General features: G+C 65.6%; 28 protein-coding genes. 27 read left to right on the top strand and 1 reads right to left on the bottom strand.

The window, feature by feature from the left end:
* The first annotated feature begins 16 nt into the window (after positions 1-16).
* The 19 genes from rpsS (at position 17) to map (ending at position 9,920) form a co-directional block, all read left to right on the top strand.
* Positions 17-298: a 30S ribosomal protein S19 gene (gene rpsS, locus C6Y44_RS18140; RefSeq protein ID WP_003938088.1), complete on the top strand. Its 282-nt coding sequence runs from the start codon at positions 17-19 to the stop codon at positions 296-298.
* Positions 295-687: a 50S ribosomal protein L22 gene (gene rplV / locus C6Y44_RS18135; protein ID WP_006554606.1), complete on the top strand. Its 393-nt coding sequence runs from the start codon at positions 295-297 to the stop codon at positions 685-687. The genes rpsS and rplV overlap by 4 nt, the downstream gene beginning before the upstream one ends.
* A complete protein-coding gene (rpsC, locus tag C6Y44_RS18130) occupies positions 687-1,484 on the top strand; it encodes a 30S ribosomal protein S3 (RefSeq protein WP_006554605.1) in 798 nt (265 codons plus the stop codon). Before rplV ends, rpsC begins: the two co-directional genes overlap by 1 nt.
* Before the next feature lie 4 nt (positions 1,485-1,488).
* A complete protein-coding gene (gene rplP / locus C6Y44_RS18125; protein WP_006554604.1) occupies positions 1,489-1,905 on the top strand; it encodes a 50S ribosomal protein L16 in 417 nt (138 codons plus the stop codon).
* Complete coding sequence (gene rpmC, locus C6Y44_RS18120) at positions 1,905-2,141, top strand: 50S ribosomal protein L29 (protein ID WP_006554603.1); 237 nt, start codon at positions 1,905-1,907, stop codon at positions 2,139-2,141. The genes rplP and rpmC overlap by 1 nt, the downstream gene beginning before the upstream one ends.
* Positions 2,138-2,422 (top strand): 30S ribosomal protein S17, encoded by a 285-nt coding sequence (gene rpsQ, locus C6Y44_RS18115; protein WP_024101619.1) that lies wholly within the window; start codon positions 2,138-2,140, stop codon positions 2,420-2,422. The genes rpmC and rpsQ overlap by 4 nt, the downstream gene beginning before the upstream one ends.
* A gap of 318 nt (positions 2,423-2,740) precedes the next feature.
* Positions 2,741-3,109 (top strand): 50S ribosomal protein L14, encoded by a 369-nt coding sequence (gene rplN / locus C6Y44_RS18110; protein WP_006554601.1) that lies wholly within the window; start codon positions 2,741-2,743, stop codon positions 3,107-3,109.
* The gene (rplX, locus tag C6Y44_RS18105; protein ID WP_159417812.1) at positions 3,109-3,426 is read left to right on the top strand and encodes a 50S ribosomal protein L24; all 318 of its coding nucleotides are present in this window, start codon (positions 3,109-3,111) and stop codon (positions 3,424-3,426) included. Before rplN ends, rplX begins: the two co-directional genes overlap by 1 nt.
* A 1-nt stretch (position 3,427) precedes the next feature.
* Positions 3,428-3,994 carry a 50S ribosomal protein L5 gene (gene rplE / locus C6Y44_RS18100; RefSeq protein WP_120279963.1) on the top strand — a complete coding sequence of 189 codons (567 nt, stop codon included), beginning with the start codon at positions 3,428-3,430 and terminating at the stop codon, positions 3,992-3,994.
* A 4-nt stretch (positions 3,995-3,998) separates the two neighbouring features.
* Positions 3,999-4,184 (top strand): type Z 30S ribosomal protein S14, encoded by a 186-nt coding sequence (locus C6Y44_RS18095; RefSeq protein WP_006554598.1) that lies wholly within the window; start codon positions 3,999-4,001, stop codon positions 4,182-4,184.
* Positions 4,185-4,357: 173 nt separating this feature from the next.
* On the top strand, positions 4,358-4,756 hold the full coding sequence (gene rpsH, locus C6Y44_RS18090) for a 30S ribosomal protein S8 (RefSeq protein WP_006554597.1): 399 nt from the start codon (positions 4,358-4,360) through the stop codon (positions 4,754-4,756).
* Positions 4,757-4,771: 15 nt separating this feature from the next.
* Positions 4,772-5,311: a 50S ribosomal protein L6 gene (gene rplF, locus C6Y44_RS18085; RefSeq protein ID WP_060654861.1), complete on the top strand. Its 540-nt coding sequence runs from the start codon at positions 4,772-4,774 to the stop codon at positions 5,309-5,311.
* Positions 5,312-5,313: 2 nt separating this feature from the next.
* Positions 5,314-5,721, top strand: a complete 408-nt coding sequence (gene rplR / locus C6Y44_RS18080; protein ID WP_006554595.1) for a 50S ribosomal protein L18 — start codon at positions 5,314-5,316, stop codon at positions 5,719-5,721.
* Positions 5,722-5,752: 31 nt separating this feature from the next.
* Positions 5,753-6,400, top strand: coding sequence for a 30S ribosomal protein S5 (gene rpsE, locus C6Y44_RS18075; protein WP_006554594.1), 648 nt, complete (start codon positions 5,753-5,755; stop codon positions 6,398-6,400).
* Complete coding sequence (rpmD, locus tag C6Y44_RS18070; RefSeq protein ID WP_006554593.1) at positions 6,400-6,579, top strand: 50S ribosomal protein L30; 180 nt, start codon at positions 6,400-6,402, stop codon at positions 6,577-6,579. Before rpsE ends, rpmD begins: the two co-directional genes overlap by 1 nt.
* A 2-nt stretch (positions 6,580-6,581) precedes the next feature.
* Positions 6,582-7,025, top strand: coding sequence for a 50S ribosomal protein L15 (gene rplO / locus C6Y44_RS18065; RefSeq protein ID WP_006554592.1), 444 nt, complete (start codon positions 6,582-6,584; stop codon positions 7,023-7,025).
* Positions 7,026-7,252: 227 nt separating this feature from the next.
* The gene (gene secY / locus C6Y44_RS18060; protein ID WP_006554591.1) at positions 7,253-8,566 is read left to right on the top strand and encodes a preprotein translocase subunit SecY; all 1,314 of its coding nucleotides are present in this window, start codon (positions 7,253-7,255) and stop codon (positions 8,564-8,566) included.
* A complete protein-coding gene (locus C6Y44_RS18055; RefSeq protein ID WP_006554590.1) occupies positions 8,563-9,108 on the top strand; it encodes an adenylate kinase in 546 nt (181 codons plus the stop codon). The genes secY and C6Y44_RS18055 overlap by 4 nt, the downstream gene beginning before the upstream one ends.
* 14 nt (positions 9,109-9,122) lie before the next feature.
* A complete protein-coding gene (gene map / locus C6Y44_RS18050) occupies positions 9,123-9,920 on the top strand; it encodes a type I methionyl aminopeptidase (protein WP_026061662.1) in 798 nt (265 codons plus the stop codon).
* A 24-nt stretch (positions 9,921-9,944) separates the two neighbouring features.
* Here map and dtd read toward each other — a convergent pair whose 3' ends face one another.
* Positions 9,945-10,382, bottom strand: coding sequence for a D-aminoacyl-tRNA deacylase (gene dtd / locus C6Y44_RS18045; RefSeq protein WP_159417813.1), 438 nt, complete (start codon positions 10,380-10,382; stop codon positions 9,945-9,947).
* Between the two features lie 219 nt (positions 10,383-10,601).
* Between dtd and infA the strand changes: the two genes are divergently transcribed.
* The 8 genes from infA to truA all read left to right on the top strand — a co-directional run bounded on the left by infA (position 10,602) and on the right by truA (position 15,298).
* Positions 10,602-10,823 (top strand): translation initiation factor IF-1, encoded by a 222-nt coding sequence (gene infA, locus C6Y44_RS18040; protein ID WP_006554587.1) that lies wholly within the window; start codon positions 10,602-10,604, stop codon positions 10,821-10,823.
* A gap of 92 nt (positions 10,824-10,915) precedes the next feature.
* A complete protein-coding gene (gene rpmJ, locus C6Y44_RS18035) occupies positions 10,916-11,029 on the top strand; it encodes a 50S ribosomal protein L36 (protein WP_003938068.1) in 114 nt (37 codons plus the stop codon).
* A gap of 209 nt (positions 11,030-11,238) precedes the next feature.
* Positions 11,239-11,607, top strand: a complete 369-nt coding sequence (rpsM, locus tag C6Y44_RS18030; RefSeq protein WP_006554586.1) for a 30S ribosomal protein S13 — start codon at positions 11,239-11,241, stop codon at positions 11,605-11,607.
* Positions 11,607-12,020 carry a 30S ribosomal protein S11 gene (gene rpsK, locus C6Y44_RS18025; protein ID WP_006554585.1) on the top strand — a complete coding sequence of 138 codons (414 nt, stop codon included), beginning with the start codon at positions 11,607-11,609 and terminating at the stop codon, positions 12,018-12,020. The genes rpsM and rpsK overlap by 1 nt, the downstream gene beginning before the upstream one ends.
* 22 nt (positions 12,021-12,042) lie before the next feature.
* A complete protein-coding gene (rpsD, locus tag C6Y44_RS18020) occupies positions 12,043-12,648 on the top strand; it encodes a 30S ribosomal protein S4 (RefSeq protein WP_006554584.1) in 606 nt (201 codons plus the stop codon).
* 101 nt (positions 12,649-12,749) lie between these two features.
* Positions 12,750-13,811, top strand: a complete 1,062-nt coding sequence (locus C6Y44_RS18015; RefSeq protein WP_016694607.1) for a DNA-directed RNA polymerase subunit alpha — start codon at positions 12,750-12,752, stop codon at positions 13,809-13,811.
* A gap of 30 nt (positions 13,812-13,841) precedes the next feature.
* Positions 13,842-14,396: a 50S ribosomal protein L17 gene (rplQ, locus tag C6Y44_RS18010; RefSeq protein ID WP_006554582.1), complete on the top strand. Its 555-nt coding sequence runs from the start codon at positions 13,842-13,844 to the stop codon at positions 14,394-14,396.
* Positions 14,397-14,461: 65 nt separating this feature from the next.
* Entirely contained in the window at positions 14,462-15,298 is an 837-nt protein-coding gene (truA, locus tag C6Y44_RS18005) for a tRNA pseudouridine(38-40) synthase TruA (RefSeq protein WP_225623593.1), read from the top strand.
* The last annotated feature ends 18 nt before the right edge of the window (positions 15,299-15,316 follow it).

Below are 15,316 nucleotides of genomic sequence, written 5' to 3'. Positions count from 1 at the left end.
AGGAGGGAGTTAGAGAATGCCACGCAGCCTCAAGAAGGGCCCGTTCGTCGACGACCACCTCCTGGCGAAGGTGGACACGCAGAACGAGAAGGGCACCAAGCAGGTCATCAAGACCTGGTCGCGCCGTTCCACGATTCTGCCCGACTTCATCGGTCATACGTTCGCTGTCCACGATGGACGCAAGCACGTGCCGGTGTTCGTCTCGGAGTCCATGGTCGGTCACAAGCTCGGTGAGTTCGCGCCGACCCGTACGTTCAAGGGCCACATCAAGGACGACCGGAAGAGCAAGCGTCGATGAGCACTGAAACCACCACCAACAGCGCTCGGGCTGTTGCGCGCCACGTGCGTGTGACCCCGATGAAGGCGCGCCGCGTCGTCGACATCGTTCGCGGTAAGTCCGTCGAGGAGGCCCTGGCCATCCTCAAGTTCGCGCCGCAGGCCGCGGCCGAGCCGGTCGCCAAGGTGATCGCGTCGGCCGCTGCGAACGCGCAGAACAACTACAACCTCGACCCCAGCACGCTCGTCGTCGCGACTGCGTACGTGGACGAGGGCGCGACCCTGAAGCGGTTCCAGCCGCGTGCCCAGGGCCGTGCGTTCCGCATCCGCAAGCGGTCGAGCCACATCACCGTGATCGTGGAAAGCGTCGGGTCGGCCTCGACTCGTAACCGCCGGAAGGGAGCTCAGTAGTGGGCCAGAAGATCAACCCGCACGGCTTCCGTCTGGGCGTCACCACCGACTGGAAGTCTCGTTGGTACGCGGACAAGCAGTACGCGGACTACGTCAAGGAAGATGTCGCGATCCGCAAGTTCCTGGCCTCCGGCCTCGAGCGCGCCGGCATCGCGAAGGTCGAGATCGAGCGCACCCGCGACCGTGTGCGTGTGGACATCCACACCGCTCGTCCGGGCATCGTCATCGGACGCCGCGGCGCCGAGGCCGATCGCATCCGCGCCGAGCTCGAGAAGCTGACCGGTAAGCAGGTCCAGCTGAACATCCTCGAGGTCAAGAACTCCGAGTCCGAGGCTCAGCTCGTGGCGCAGGGCGTCGCCGAGCAGCTCTCGAACCGTGTCGCCTTCCGTCGTGCGATGCGCAAGGCCATCCAGTCGGCCATGCGTCAGCCGAACGTCAAGGGCATCCGCGTGCAGTGCTCGGGCCGCCTCGGTGGCGCCGAGATGTCGCGTTCGGAGTTCTACCGCGAAGGTCGCGTCCCGCTGCACACGCTGCGCGCGGACATCGACTACGGCCTCTACGAGGCACGGACCACCTTCGGCCGTATCGGCGTGAAGGTCTGGATCTACAAGGGCGACATCGTCGGTGGCCGTCGTGAGCTTGCTGCTGCTGCAGCTGCTCCCGCCGACCGGCCGCGTCGTGAGCGTCCGAGCCGCCCGCGTCGTTCCGGCGCGTCGGGCACCACCGCGACGAGCACCGAGGCCGGCCGCGCCGCATCGAGCGACGCCCCTGCCTCGACCGAGAACAAGGAGGGCTGACGCAATGTTGATCCCCCGGCGGGTCAAACACCGCAAGCAGCACCATCCGAGCCGTACGGGTGCCGCCAAGGGCGGAACCCAGGTGGCCTTCGGTGACTACGGCATCCAGGCTCTCGAGCCGGCCTACATCACCAACCGGCAGATCGAGTCCGCTCGTATCGCCATGACCCGGCACATCAAGCGTGGCGGCAAGATCTGGATCAACATCTTCCCGGATCGCCCCCTCACCAAGAAGCCTGCCGAGACCCGCATGGGTTCCGGTAAGGGTTCGCCGGAGTGGTGGGTCGCGAACGTCAAGCCCGGTCGCGTGCTGTTCGAGATGAGCTACCCCAACGAGGAGATTGCGCGCGAGGCCCTGCGTCGCGCGATGCACAAGCTCCCCTGCAAGTGCCGCATCGTGACGAGGGAGGAGCAGTTCTGATGGCTACCGGTACCCCCGCCGCGGAACTCCGCGAGCTGAGCGACGAAGAGCTGACCGACAAGCTCCGCGAAGCCAAGGAAGAGCTGTTCAACCTCCGCTTCCAGATGGCCACCGGTCAGCTGGACAACAACCGTCGGCTCCGCGTCGTGCGCAACGAGATCGCCCGTATCTACACGGTGCTGCGCGAGCGCGAGCTCGGACTGGCCACCGGCCCGAATGCGGGTGACGTGGCATGAGTGAGGAAAAGGCAGTGAGCAACCAGGAACAGCGCGCGAGCCGCAAGGTCCGCATCGGTTACGTCGTCTCGGACAAGATGGAGAAGACCATCGTCGTCGAGCTCGAGGACCGTGTGAAGCACCCGCTGTACGGCAAGATCATCCGCCGTACGACCAAGGTGAAGGCGCACGACGAGAACGGTCTGGCCGGCATCGGCGACCGCGTGCAGCTGATGGAGACCCGTCCGCTGTCCGCGTCGAAGCGCTGGCGTCTGGTCGAGGTGCTCGAGAAGGCCAAGTAAGGCCTCCTCGTCCTCGAGAGGACCGAGAACATGCAGCACCCCACCACCCGCACCGCGGGTGGTGGGGTGCTGTGCGTCCGGTAGTAGGTGCAGCCCTCGCGTGGGGGACGGTGGACGTCGCTGCGACACGCCCGGTGCCGGGGTGGGGAGTGACATCACAATTCGCGAATTTGCCCTGCGTACGGTATATGGCCTACTCTGGACGGGTTGCTTACAGGACCCGTGTGTGATTCGCACGTGCGCTGCAGGCAGCCGACGACCGCGTACGTCCAGGTCGGAAATCTGACGTACACACCAATCCAGGTCAAGGAGAAGTAAGTGATCCAGCAGGAGTCGCGACTGCGCGTCGCCGACAACACGGGTGCCAAGGAGATCCTCTGCATCCGCGTTCTCGGTGGCTCGTCCCGTCGCTACGCCGGAATCGGTGACGTCATCGTCGCCACCGTCAAGGACGCGATCCCCGGCGGCAACGTCAAGCGTGGCGATGTCGTCAAGGCCGTGATCGTGCGCACCGCCAAGGAGCGCCGCCGTCCGGACGGTTCCTACATCAAGTTCGACGAGAACGCTGCCGTCATCATCAAGGGCGACAACGATCCTCGCGGCACCCGCATCTTCGGACCCGTCGGTCGCGAGCTCCGCGACAAGCGGTTCATGAAGATCGTCTCGCTCGCTCCGGAGGTGCTGTGATGAAGGTGCACAAGGGTGACACCGTGCTCGTCATCTCGGGCAAGGACAAGGGCGCCAAGGGCAAGGTCATCGCGGCCTACCCGGCGACCGGCAAGGTCCTCGTCGAGGGCGTGAACCGTATCAAGAAGCACACCGCCGTCTCTGCGAACGAGCGTGGCGCCTCCTCCGGCGGCATCGTGACGCAGGAGGCCCCGATCCACGTTTCCAACGTTGCGGTCGTCGACTCGGACGGAAACCCCACCCGCGTGGGCTACCGCACCGATGAGGGAACCGGCAGGCGCGTTCGGATTTCCCGGAAGAACGGGAAGGACCTCTGACATGACTTCCACCGAGAACAAGACCCAGCCGCGCCTGAAGGCCCGCTACCGCGCCGAGATCAAGGACGCGCTGAACGCGGAGTTCGACTACGCGAACGTCATGCAGATCCCCGGCGTCGTGAAGGTCGTCGTCAACATGGGTGTCGGCGACGCCGCCCGCGACGCGAAGCTCATCAACGGAGCCGTCAACGACCTCGCGCTCATCACCGGTCAGAAGCCGGAGATCCGTAAGGCCCGCAAGTCCATCGCACAGTTCAAGCTGCGCGAGGGCATGCCGATCGGTGCGCGCGTCACGCTGCGCGGCGACCGCATGTGGGAGTTCCTGGACCGTCTCGTGTCCATCGCGCTTCCCCGTATCCGGGACTTCCGTGGCCTCAACGGCAACCAGTTCGACGGCAACGGCAACTACACGTTCGGCCTGAACGAGCAGTCGATGTTCCACGAGATCGACGTGGACCGCATCGACCGCCCGCGCGGCATGGACATCACTGTCGTGACCACCGCTACCAACAACGAAGAAGGCCGTGCCCTGCTCAAGCACCTCGGCTTCCCGTTCAAGGAGAACTGAGCCCATGGCTAAGAAGGCACTGGTCAACAAGGCCAACAAGAAGCCGAAGTTCGCGGTGCGCGCCTACACCCGCTGCCAGCGCTGCGGGCGCCCGCACTCGGTCTTCCGCAAGTTCGGACTCTGCCGCATCTGCCTTCGCGAGATGGCACACCGCGGAGAACTTCCGGGAGTTCACAAGAGCTCCTGGTGACGTGAGCGGTGGGCGGAGGACCGAGTAGTTCTCCGCCCACTGTCACGCTGTCATGGGTTCGTCGCCGATCCGGCCGACGAATCCGCTATCGAACCGAGTTTCGATGTAGGCCCACGGCCGGCACGTTCCGGCGTTGCATGGGAACCGCATCGAGAAAGGTGAACAGGTCAGCCATGACCATGACCGACCCCATCGCAGACTTCTTGACGCGTCTGCGTAACGCCAACACGGCGTACCACGACGAGGTCAAGCTCCCGTCCTCGAAGATCAAGGTGAACATCGCCGAGATCCTCAAGCGCGAGGGCTACATCTCCGACTACCGCACCGAGGACGCCGAGGTGGGCAAGACCCTCATCGTCGACCTCAAGTACGGACCTTCCCGTGAGCGCAGCCTCGCCGGCGTGCGTCGCGTGTCGAAGCCCGGCCTGCGCGTGTACGCGAAATCCACCAACCTGCCCAAGGTCCTGGGCGGCCTCGGCGTGGCGATCATCTCCACGTCCTCCGGTCTGCTCACCGATCGCCAGGCGGCCAAGCAGGGAGTGGGCGGGGAAGTCCTCGCCTACGTCTGGTAAAGGGAGGCCACCACAATGTCGCGAATCGGAAAACTCCCCGTTGCAGTTCCTTCGGGCGTCGAGGTCACCATCGACGGCCAGGATGTTGCAGTCAAGGGCCCCAAGGGCAACCTGTCCCTGACGATCGCCGAGCCGATCGCCATCGCCAAGGGCGAGGACGGGGCAATCAACGTCACGCGCCCGAACGACGAGCGTCGCAGCCGTGCGCTGCACGGCCTGTCGCGGACGCTCGTGCAGAACCTCATCGTCGGCGTGACCGAGGGTTACACCACGAAGATGGAGATCCACGGCGTCGGCTACCGCGTGGCTCTCAAGGGCAAGGACCTCGAGTTCTCGCTCGGCTACAGCCACCCCGTGCTGATCGAGGCTCCCGAGGGCATCACGTTCGCCGTCGAGAACCCCACGCGCTTCTCGATCTCGGGCATCGACAAGCAGAAGGTCGGCCAGATCGCGGCCAACATCCGCCGGCTGCGCAAGTCCGACCCGTACAAGGGCAAGGGCATCCGCTACGAGGGTGAACAGGTCCGTCGCAAGGTCGGAAAGACGGGTAAGTGATCATGAGCCAGACCGAGAACCAGAAGGCCAAGCGCATCCCGCGCGGCAAGGACGCCTCCACCACGCGTCGCCTTTCGAAGACGCGTCGTCACTTCCGCCTCCGCAAGAAGATCTCCGGCACCGCCGAGCGTCCCCGCCTCGTCGTCAACCGGTCGTCGCGCCACCTGCACGTGCAGCTGGTCGACGATCTGACGGGCACCACCCTCGCCGCAGCGTCGTCCATCGAACCCGATGTGCGCGCTCTCGAGGGCGACAAGAAGGCTCGCGGCGCGAAGGTCGGTCAGCTGATCGCCGAGCGCGCGAAGGCTGCCGGCGTGGAAGCCGTGGTCTTCGACCGCGGTGGCCACACCTACAGCGGACGCATCGCGGCCCTCGCGGACGCGGCTCGCGAAAGCGGGTTGAAGTTCTGATGACCATTTTCTCGAACGGAAGGAACGCCTGATGCCGGGACGTCAGCGGCGTGACGGCGGCAACGGCCCCGCCGGACAGAACCCCAACAGCGGTGACAACCGTGGCGGTCGCGACCGCCGCGACCGCGACTCGCGCGGCGGCAACGCTGCCGAGAAGTCGAATTACATCGAGCGTGTCGTCTCGATCAACCGTGTGTCGAAGGTCGTCAAGGGCGGTCGTCGCTTCAGCTTCACCGCTCTGGTGATCGTGGGCGACGGCAACGGCCTGGTCGGTGTCGGCTACGGCAAGGCCAAGGAAGTTCCCGCGGCCATCCAGAAGGGTGTCGAGGAAGCTCGCAAGAACTTCTTCCGCGTCCCGCTCATCGGCGGAACCATCACCCACCCCGTCCAGGGAGAGGCTGCAGCCGGTGTCGTCCTGCTGCGTCCGGCTTCCCCCGGTACCGGTGTCATCGCCGGTGGCGCTGTGCGCGCGGTGCTGGAGTGCGCGGGTGTCCACGACATCCTGTCGAAGTCGCTCGGCTCCGACAACGCCATCAATGTGGTGCACGCGACGGTTGCGGCCCTCAAGGGTCTGCAGCGTCCCGAGGAAGTTGCGGCTCGCCGTGGCCTCACCCTCGAGGAAGTTGCCCCCGCCGGCATGCTGCGCGCCCGTGCACAGGCTGCTGGGAGCGTGAAGTAATGGCAGAGCTGAAGATCACCCAGATCAAGAGCACCATCGGGGCCAAGTCGAATCAGCGCGACAGCCTCCGGACCCTCGGTCTGCGGAAGATCCGCCAGTCCGTCGTCCGCGAGGACAACGCGCAGAACCGCGGCCTCATCAACGTGGTGCGTCACCTCGTCACTGTTGAGGAGGTCTGAGAATGACCATCAAGCTGCATCACCTGCGCCCGGCTCCGGGTGCGAAGACGGACAAGACCCGCGTCGGACGCGGTGAAGGTTCGAAGGGCAAGACCGCCGGCCGCGGTACGAAGGGCACGAAGGCACGCAAGAACGTGTCGCCGGCCTTCGAGGGTGGCCAGATGCCCATCCACATGCGTCTGCCGAAGCTCAAGGGCTTCAAGAACGCATTCCGTACCGAGTACCAGATCGTCAACGTCGGGGACATCGCTCGCGTGTTCCCCGAGGGTGGACAGATCGGTGTCGCGGACCTCGTGGCGAAGGGTCTGGTTCGCAAGAACCAGCTCGTCAAGGTCCTCGGCGAGGGCGAGCTGACGGTGGCCGTGCAGGTCACCGCCGACAAGTTCTCGGCCTCCGCTCAGGAGAAGATCGCTGCAGCCGGTGGCAGCGCGACCGTCCAGGCCTGACCTGTACTTTCGCGTGTGAGTCACGGCTGTCGAACGGCCGCGGTGCAGATAGCTGCACCGCGGCCGTTCGCGCGTTCACAGCGGTGTCATAGTCTGCGTTCGCAGCGGTGACATAGGCTACCGGGCTACCCCTCTCATCGGGGCCCACTGTTAGAGTTTCAGAGTTGTCTACCGTCCGACGGATCCCTCTCGATCCGTCGTCCCCGATCGGCCCGCCAGGAGGATCTTTGCTTTCCGCCTTCGTCTCGGCCCTCAGGACACCGGACCTGAGGCGGAAGATTCTCATCGCCCTCGGGCTCGTGGCGCTGTACCGCCTCGGTGCTACCGTGCCGTCCCCGGGCGTCGACTACGGCAACGTCCAGGCCTGTGTCGATCAGCTCGCCGGCAGCGAGCAGGCCGGCATCTACTCGCTGATCAATCTGTTCTCCGGCGGCGCGCTACTGCAGTTGTCGGTCTTCGCGATCGGCATCATGCCGTTCATCACCGCGAGCATCATCGTCCAGCTGCTCACCGTGGTCATTCCACGATTCGAGGAACTGCGCAAGGAGGGCCAGTCCGGCCAGGCCAAGATGACGCAGTACACGCGTTATCTCGCCGTCGCGCTCGCCGTCCTGCAGGCCACCGGCATCGTCGCCCTCGCCGCCCGAGGGCAGCTGCTGCAGGGCTGTTCGGAGCCGATCCTCGCCGACGACAGCATCTTCGGGATGGTCGTCATCGTGCTGGTGATGACCGCCGGTGCCGCCGTCGTCATGTGGTTCGGTGAGCTCATCACCGAACGCGGTGTCGGCAACGGCATGTCGCTGCTGATCTTCGCCGGTATCGCGGCCGCGCTGCCGAGCGAGGGTCGCATGATCCTCGAATCCCGCGGCGGCCTCGTCTTCGCGATCGTCTGTGTCGTGGCCCTGGCGCTCATCACGGGCGTCGTGTTCATCGAGCAGGGTCAGCGCCGGATCCCGGTGCAGTACGCCAAGCGCATGGTCGGCCGTCGTATGTACGGCGGGTCGTCGACCTACCTGCCGTTGAAGGTCAACCAGGCGGGCATCATCCCCGTGATCTTCGCGTCGTCGCTGCTGTACCTGCCCAACCTCGTTGCGCAGCTCACCGGTGCCACGACGAACCCGGATCCGAGTTGGTGGCAGCGGATCATCAACGAGTACCTGGTCAATCCGAACAACCCGGTCTACATCGCGATCTACTTCGCCCTGATCGTGTTCTTCGTCTTCTTCTACGTCGCCATCACCTTCAATCCGGAGGAGCGGGCCGACGAGATGAAGAAGTACGGCGGTTTCATCCCGGGCATCCGCCCCGGTCGCCCGACCGCCGAATATCTCAGTTTCGTGCTCAACCGCATCACGGTTCCGGGCTCGATCTACCTCGGTCTCATCGCGACGCTGCCGAACTTCTTCCTGTCCGGCAGCCAGACGGCCTCGAGCATCTTCGGTGGCGCCGCGGTTCTCATTCTCGTCAGTGTCGCGCTGGACACTGTCAAGCAGATCGAAAGTCAACTGATGCAGCGCAACTACGAAGGGTTCCTCAAGTGAGACTTGTACTGCTCGGTCCTCCCGGTGCCGGCAAGGGCACACAGGCCGCGATTCTGTCCGAGAAGCTCGGCGTCCCCGCCATCTCGACGGGCGATCTTTTCCGCGCGAACATCGGGCAGGGCACCCCGCTCGGCGTCGAGGCCAAGAAGTACATCGACGCGGGGGAGCTCGTTCCCGCCGAGATCACCAACAACATGGTGCGTGAGCGTCTGGCGGAGCCCGACGCCGCCAACGGCTTCCTCCTCGACGGCTTCCCGCGCAGCGTGGAGCAGGCCAAGGAACTCGAGAACATCCTGAAGGATCTCGGCGTCGAGCTCGACGGCGTGTTGTCCTTCGTCATCGACGAGGACGTCGTGGTCGAGCGCATGCTCGCCCGCGGTCGCGCCGACGACACCGAAGACGTGATCCGCAACCGTCTCCGGGTCTACCGTGAGGAGACGGCCCCGCTGCTCGACTACTACGCCGACTCGATCATCACGGTCGACGCGATCGGTGAGGTCGAGGAGATCAATTCGCGGGCTCTGTCCGCACTCGGAAAGTAGACGGGTAGTTCGACATGGGTTTCGGGCGCAAGCGCTCAGTGGTTCCGTTCCGCACCTCGGGTGAACTCGACGCGATGGCAGCGGCGGGAGCCGTGGTCGGGGCCGCACTCGTCGCAGTGCGCGAGGCCGCCAAGCCGGGCGTGAGCACCCTGGAACTCGACCAGGTGGCGGAATCGGTCATCCGCGATGCGGGGGCCGTTCCGTCCTTCCTGGGCTACCACGGCTTCACCGGTTCGATCTGTTCGTCGGTCAACGAGGTCGTCGTCCACGGCATCCCGTCGGCGTCGGTGGTGCTCGCCGAGGGCGACCTCGTGTCGATCGACTGCGGTGCGATCCTCGACGGCTGGCACGGCGACTCGGCGTGGACCTTCGGGATCGGGGAGCTGTCGCAGGCCGACATCGATCTGAGCGAGGCCACCCGTCTGTCGCTCGAGGCCGGTATCGCGGCGATGCTCCCGGGCAACCGCCTGACCGACGTCTCGCATGCGATCGAGCAGGGCACGCACGCCGCCGAGAAGTTGCACGGCCGCTCGTACGGCATCGTCGACGGCTACGGCGGTCACGGGATCGGGCGCGAGATGCACATGGATCCCTTCCTCCCCAACGAAGGCAAGCCGGGCAAGGGCCCGAAGCTCGTCGTCGGGTCGGTGCTCGCAGTCGAGCCGATGCTCACCCTCGGTACCTACGAGACCGAGGTCCTCGACGACGAGTGGACGGTCGTGACCGTCGACGGCAGCCGGGCCGCGCACTGGGAGCACACGGTCGCGGTCACCGAGGACGGCCCCCGCATCCTCACCGTCCGTCCGGAGTGACGGTCGCGGTCACGCCGCGCGGGTTCAGACCTCGACGAGGAGCGTGACCGGTCCGTCGTTGACGAGGCTCACCTCCATGTGGGCCCCGAACTTCCCGGTCTCCACCGTCGCCCCCAGATCTCGGAGAGCATTCGCGAACGCATCGACGAGGGGTTCGGCGATCGGGCGGGGAGCGGCGGCCGACCACGACGGACGCCGGCTCTTCCTCGTGTCGGCCATGAGCGTGAACTGGCTGACCACCAGGATCGGGGCGTCGACGTCGGAGGCGGAGCGTTCGTCCTCGAGGATGCGCATCGTCCACACCTTGCGGGCGAGCGTCGCGGCCTTGGCCTCGTCGTCGTCGTGCGTGACGCCGACCAGCACGAGCAGGCCGTGACCACCCTCGGCCGGCGTGATACGGGCCACCTCGGCTCCGTCCACCGCCACCGCCGCCGTGGTCACCCGCTGGATCAACGCCCGCACGTGCGGTCCTCCTCCTGGTCGTGGGCACGGGTGTGCCCGAGCTCATTTGTCCTGGACGGTCAACTTCCCGTACCATTGATCGGTGGTGCGCGCTGCGCTCCGATCGGTCCCGTGTCGAATTCCTTCGAATCTCGGTTCGTGTCCGGTCCCGGAGTTGCCGAGCGTCACGGTAACGGATGCCGATGCAACCACAACGCCGAACAACGGATCGCGGAGGATATGGCTAAGAAAGACGGGGCAATCGAGGTCGAGGGCCGGGTAATCGAACCGCTGCCCAATGCGATGTTCCGCATCGAGCTGGAGAACGGGCACAAGGTTCTCGCCCACATCAGCGGAAAGATGCGTCAGCACTACATTCGTATCCTTCCCGAGGACCGCGTTGTCGTGGAGCTTTCTCCCTACGACCTCACGCGTGGACGCATCGTCTACCGCTACAAGTAACGAAGCTTCCCCGGCCACACGGTCGGGGAGAATCATGTCGCCGGGCCGGCTCTGCCGTGTCCGGCGGCGCACATACAGGAGATCGGACTTACGTGAAGGTTCAGCCTAGCGTCAAGAAGATCTGCGAGAAGTGCAAGGTGATCCGCCGCAACGGTCGGGTCATGGTGATCTGCGAGAACCTGCGTCACAAGCAGCGTCAGGGCTAGATCCACCTTCGTCTCGAAGATCTGCTTGGCAACAAGCACGAAGACCTTCCAGCACCAGTCGCGTGGTTACGATCCTCGATCCGTCGAGGAGCTGCGCGATCAACCCCCGGTACGGAGGCCGGGGCCCCACTGTGTTTTTGAATCACACAGTTCTTCGACGCAGGGGACGGGCTGGGAGCAGACCTCCGCACACCGAATAGGAATGCCACATGGCACGTCTCGCAGGTGTCGATCTTCCCCGCGAAAAGCGGATGGAGATCGCACTCACGTACATCTACGGCATCGGCCGTACTCGCTCCCAGGAGATCCTCGAGGCCACGGGTGTCAACCCGGACCTGCGCAGCAAGGATCTGACGGACGAGGACCTCGCCAAGCTCCGCGAGTACATCGAGGAGAGCTACAAGGTCGAGGGTGACCTCCGTCGCGAGGTTCAGGCGGACATCCGCCGCAAGATCGAGATCGGCTGCTACCAGGGCCTGCGACACCGTCGTGGTCTGCCCGTGCGTGGACAGCGCACCAAGACCAACGCCCGCACCCGTAAGGGTCCGAAGCGCACCGTCGCAGGAAAGAAGAAGTAATGCCTCCCAAGTCACGCAGCACCGGTCCGAAGAAGACCCAGAAGGCACGGCGCAGGGACAAGAAGAACGTCCCGCACGGTGCCGCTCACATCAAGAGCACGTTCAACAACACCATCGTGTCCATCACGGACCCGCAGGGCAACGTGATCTCCTGGGCGTCCTCCGGCCACGTCGGCTTCAAGGGTTCGCGCAAGTCGACCCCGTTCGCCGCGCAGCTCGCCGCCGAGAACGCCGCCCGCAAGGCGCAGGAACACGGTGTCAAGAAGGTCGACGTCTTCGTCAAGGGCCCGGGCTCGGGCCGCGAGACGGCGATCCGTTCCCTCCAGGCCGCAGGCCTCGAGGTCGGCACCATCTCCGATGTCACCCCGCAGCCCCACAACGGTTGCCGTCCGCCCAAGCGGCGTCGCGTCTAACGGGAAAGGAAGGTAAAGAATAATGGCTCGTTATACCGGTCCCGTTACCCGTAAGTCGCGTCGTCTCCGTGTCGACCTGGTCGGAGGCGATCAGGCCTTCGAGCGTCGCCCCTACCCGCCCGGCCAGCACGGCCGCGCGCGGATCAAGGAGAGCGAGTACCTGCTCCAGCTGCAGGAGAAGCAGAAGGCCCGCTTCTCGTACGGCGTCATGGAGAAGCAGTTCCGTCGCTACTACGAAGAGGCCGCCAGCCGCCCCGGCAAGACCGGTGAGGTTCTGCTGGTCATTCTCGAGTCGCGCCTGGACAACGTCGTCTACCGTGCCGGCCTCGCCCGCACGCGTCGTCAGGCCCGCCAGCTGGTGAGCCACGGCCACTTCCTGGTCAACGGCAAGAAGGTCGACATCCCCAGCTACCGCGTCTCGCAGTACGACATCATCGATGTCCGCGAGAAGTCGCTGAGCACGCTGCCCTTCCAGGTCGCCCGCGAAACCCAGGGCGAGCGCCCGGTTCCGGGTTGGCTGCAGGTCGTCGGCCCGCGTCTGCGGGTGCTGGTCCACCAGCTCCCCGAGCGCGCGCAGATCGACATCCCGCTGCAGGAACAGCTGATCGTCGAGTACTACTCGAAGTAAGACACTTCGGTGTCGTGGTGTCCTCCGGTCCGTCCGGGCGGGAGGACACCGCTCCATTCCACTAGGGCGTCATATGGCGGACGCCCACAAGGAGGCAACAGATGCTCATCTCTCAGCGACCCACACTGACCGAAGAGGTCATCGCTGAAAACCGCTCGAAGTTCGTCATCGAGCCGCTCGAGCCTGGCTTCGGGTACACCCTCGGCAACTCGCTTCGTCGCACCCTGCTCTCGTCGATCCCGGGCGCCGCTGTCACCAGCATCCGCATCGACGGCGTTCTCCACGAGTTCACCACCGTTCCCGGCGTGAAGGAGGATGTCACCGACATCATCCTGAACCTCAAGGGTCTCGTGGTGAGCTCGGAAGAGGACGAGCCGGTCACCATGTACGTCCGCAAGCAGGGACCGGGCACCGTCACGGCCGGCGACATCGTGCCCCCGGCCGGTGTCACCATCCACAACCCGGATCTGCACATCGCCACCCTGAACGACAAGGGCAAGCTGGAGATCGAGCTCGTCGTCGAGCGCGGTCGCGGCTATGTTCCTGCCGTGCAGAACAAGGCGTCCGGCGCCGAGATCGGCCGTATCCCGGTCGACTCGATCTACTCGCCGGTGCTCAAGGTGACGTACAAGGTGGAAGCGACCCGCGTCGAGCAGCGCACCGACTTCGATCGGCTCATTCTCGACGTGGAGACCAAGAACTCGATCAGCGCGCGGGACGCGCTCGCCTCGGCGGGCAAGACCCTCGTGGAGCTCTTCGGTCTGGCTCGTGAGCTGAACGTCGAAGCAGAAGGCATCGAGATCGGTCCCTCGCCCGCCGAGGCCGACCACATCGCCTCCTTCGGACTTCCGATCGAGGACCTCGACCTCACGGTCCGGTCCTACAACTGCCTCAAGCGCGAAGGTGTCCACACCGTCGGCGAGCTCGTGGCACGGACGGAGTCCGACCTGCTCGACATCCGCAACTTCGGCCAGAAGTCCATCGACGAGGTCAAGGTCAAGCTGCACTCGCTCGGCCTGTCCCTCAAGGACAGCCCGGCATCGTTCGATCCCAGCACCGTCGCCGGCTACGACGCCGCGACCGGTACCTGGAGCGATACCGAGGCCGGCTCCTTCGGTGACAACGACGGCAACGAGGACTACGCCGAGACCGAGCAGCTGTAGCAGCTCACGGTCCGTTACTAGGAGAAAATCATGCCCAAGCCCAAGAAGGGCGCCCGCTTCGGCGGATCGGCCTCGCATCAGAAGGCGCTCATGGCCAACCTGGCCACCGCGCTCTTCGAGCACGGCCGCATCACCACCACCGAGGCCAAGGCCAAGGCCCTGCGCCCGTACGCCGAGAAGCTCGTCACGCACGCCAAGGCCGGCACCCTGGCCTCGCGTCGTGAGGTGCTGAAGGTCATCCGCAACAAGGACGTCGTCCACTCGCTGTTCGCGGAGATCGGTCCCTCCTTCGAGGACCGCAACGGCGGCTACACCCGCATCATCAAGACGATGCCGCGCAAGGGCGACAACGCCCCCATGGCCATCATCGAGCTGGTGCGCGAGAAGACCGTCACCTCCGAGGCCGACCGCGCTCGCCGCGTCGCCGCCTCGCAGGCACCCGCCGAGGACAACGCGGTCCAGGCCGTCGAGGCCGAGGCCACCGACGCCGAGGTCGCGAATGCCGACGCCGTCGTCGAGGGTGTCGAGGACACCAACGCCACGGCTGCCGACGCACCCGAGGCGGACGAGGCCAAGAAGGACTAGTCCACTTGGTTTCGGCATCTGCTGAAGCTCACGAGCCCGCCGTCCCTTTTGAGGGCGGCGGGCTCGTGGCTTCTCACGAGACAACTCGTCTGCGACTCGACATCTCGTACGACGGCACCGACTTCTCCGGCTGGGCACGGCAACCAGGACGTCGCACGGTGTGCGGGGAGATCGAAGAGAAGCTCTCCGCGATCGTCCGTACCCCCGTGCTGCTCACCGTCGCCGGTCGCACCGACGCCGGCGTGCACGCGTCCGGGCAGGTCGCTCACGTCGACGTCCCCACCGCGGCGTTGCCCGACGATCCGTCGCGCTGGGTCCGTCGTCTCGCGCGGTTCCTGCCCCGCGACGTGCGGGTCACCGGGATCTCCGTCGCCCCCGAACATTTCGACGCGCGGTTCTCGGCGATCCGGCGTCATTACGAATACCGCCTCACCACAGCGGTGTACGGCGCCGAACCGTTGCGTGCCCGCGACACCGTCGCGTGGCCGAAGGCCGTCGATCTCGATGCGATGCAACGCGCGTCGCAGTCGCTGCTCGGCCTGCACGACTTCGCCGCCTTCTGCAAGCGGCGGGAGGGTGCAACGACCGTACGCGAACTGCAGCGATACGACTGGACCCGCGAAGGTGACATCCTCACCGCCTACGTCAGCGCCGACGCCTTCTGCTGGTCGATGGTGCGCAGCCTCGTCGGTGCCGCCCTGGCCGTGGGGGAAGGGCGTCGCAGTGTCGAGTGGATGACGGCCCTGCTCGACGAACGCGAACGTGCGGCGTCCGTCGCGGTGGCACCGGCCCACGGCCTGTCACTGGTCCGCGTCGACTACCCTGCTGACGAGGAACTGGCCGCGCGCAACGCTGCGACGCGGGAGACGCGCGGGCCCATCACGCCCGGCTGTTGCGGATGAAGGGAACGAATGTGCGCG

The sequence above is a fragment of the Rhodococcus rhodochrous genome (assembly GCF_014854695.1).
GTDB lineage: Bacteria > Actinomycetota > Actinomycetes > Mycobacteriales > Mycobacteriaceae > Rhodococcus.
The sequence above is the reverse complement of the archived record's forward strand: the minus strand, read 5'-3'. Positions and strand labels throughout refer to the sequence as shown.

Bases quoted from the DNA above. Each gene is read 5' to 3' on its own strand.
- C6Y44_RS18095 (WP_006554598.1), top strand. From the start codon at position 3,999: ATGGCTAAGAAGGCACTGGTCAACAAGGCCAACAAGAAGCCGAAGTTC.
- rplE (WP_120279963.1), top strand. From the start codon at position 3,428: ATGACTTCCACCGAGAACAAGACCCAGCCGCGCCTGAAGGCCCGCTAC.
- infA (WP_006554587.1), top strand. From the start codon at position 10,602: ATGGCTAAGAAAGACGGGGCAATCGAGGTCGAGGGCCGGGTAATCGAA.
- C6Y44_RS18015 (WP_016694607.1), top strand. From the start codon at position 12,750: ATGCTCATCTCTCAGCGACCCACACTGACCGAAGAGGTCATCGCTGAA.
- rpsQ (WP_024101619.1), top strand. From the start codon at position 2,138: ATGAGTGAGGAAAAGGCAGTGAGCAACCAGGAACAGCGCGCGAGCCGC.
- rplV (WP_006554606.1), top strand. From the start codon at position 295: ATGAGCACTGAAACCACCACCAACAGCGCTCGGGCTGTTGCGCGCCAC.
- rpsK (WP_006554585.1), top strand. From the start codon at position 11,607: ATGCCTCCCAAGTCACGCAGCACCGGTCCGAAGAAGACCCAGAAGGCA.
- rplP (WP_006554604.1), top strand. From the start codon at position 1,489: ATGTTGATCCCCCGGCGGGTCAAACACCGCAAGCAGCACCATCCGAGC.
- rplQ (WP_006554582.1), top strand. From the start codon at position 13,842: ATGCCCAAGCCCAAGAAGGGCGCCCGCTTCGGCGGATCGGCCTCGCAT.
- rplO (WP_006554592.1), top strand. From the start codon at position 6,582: ATGACCATCAAGCTGCATCACCTGCGCCCGGCTCCGGGTGCGAAGACG.
- rplX (WP_159417812.1), top strand. From the start codon at position 3,109: ATGAAGGTGCACAAGGGTGACACCGTGCTCGTCATCTCGGGCAAGGAC.
- rpsE (WP_006554594.1), top strand. From the start codon at position 5,753: ATGCCGGGACGTCAGCGGCGTGACGGCGGCAACGGCCCCGCCGGACAG.
- rplF (WP_060654861.1), top strand. From the start codon at position 4,772: ATGTCGCGAATCGGAAAACTCCCCGTTGCAGTTCCTTCGGGCGTCGAG.
- map (WP_026061662.1), top strand. From the start codon at position 9,123: ATGGGTTTCGGGCGCAAGCGCTCAGTGGTTCCGTTCCGCACCTCGGGT.
- rpsD (WP_006554584.1), top strand. From the start codon at position 12,043: ATGGCTCGTTATACCGGTCCCGTTACCCGTAAGTCGCGTCGTCTCCGT.
- rpmC (WP_006554603.1), top strand. From the start codon at position 1,905: ATGGCTACCGGTACCCCCGCCGCGGAACTCCGCGAGCTGAGCGACGAA.
- rpsS (WP_003938088.1), top strand. From the start codon at position 17: ATGCCACGCAGCCTCAAGAAGGGCCCGTTCGTCGACGACCACCTCCTG.
- rpsM (WP_006554586.1), top strand. From the start codon at position 11,239: ATGGCACGTCTCGCAGGTGTCGATCTTCCCCGCGAAAAGCGGATGGAG.
- rpsH (WP_006554597.1), top strand. From the start codon at position 4,358: ATGACCATGACCGACCCCATCGCAGACTTCTTGACGCGTCTGCGTAAC.
- rpmD (WP_006554593.1), top strand. From the start codon at position 6,400: ATGGCAGAGCTGAAGATCACCCAGATCAAGAGCACCATCGGGGCCAAG.
- rplR (WP_006554595.1), top strand. From the start codon at position 5,314: ATGAGCCAGACCGAGAACCAGAAGGCCAAGCGCATCCCGCGCGGCAAG.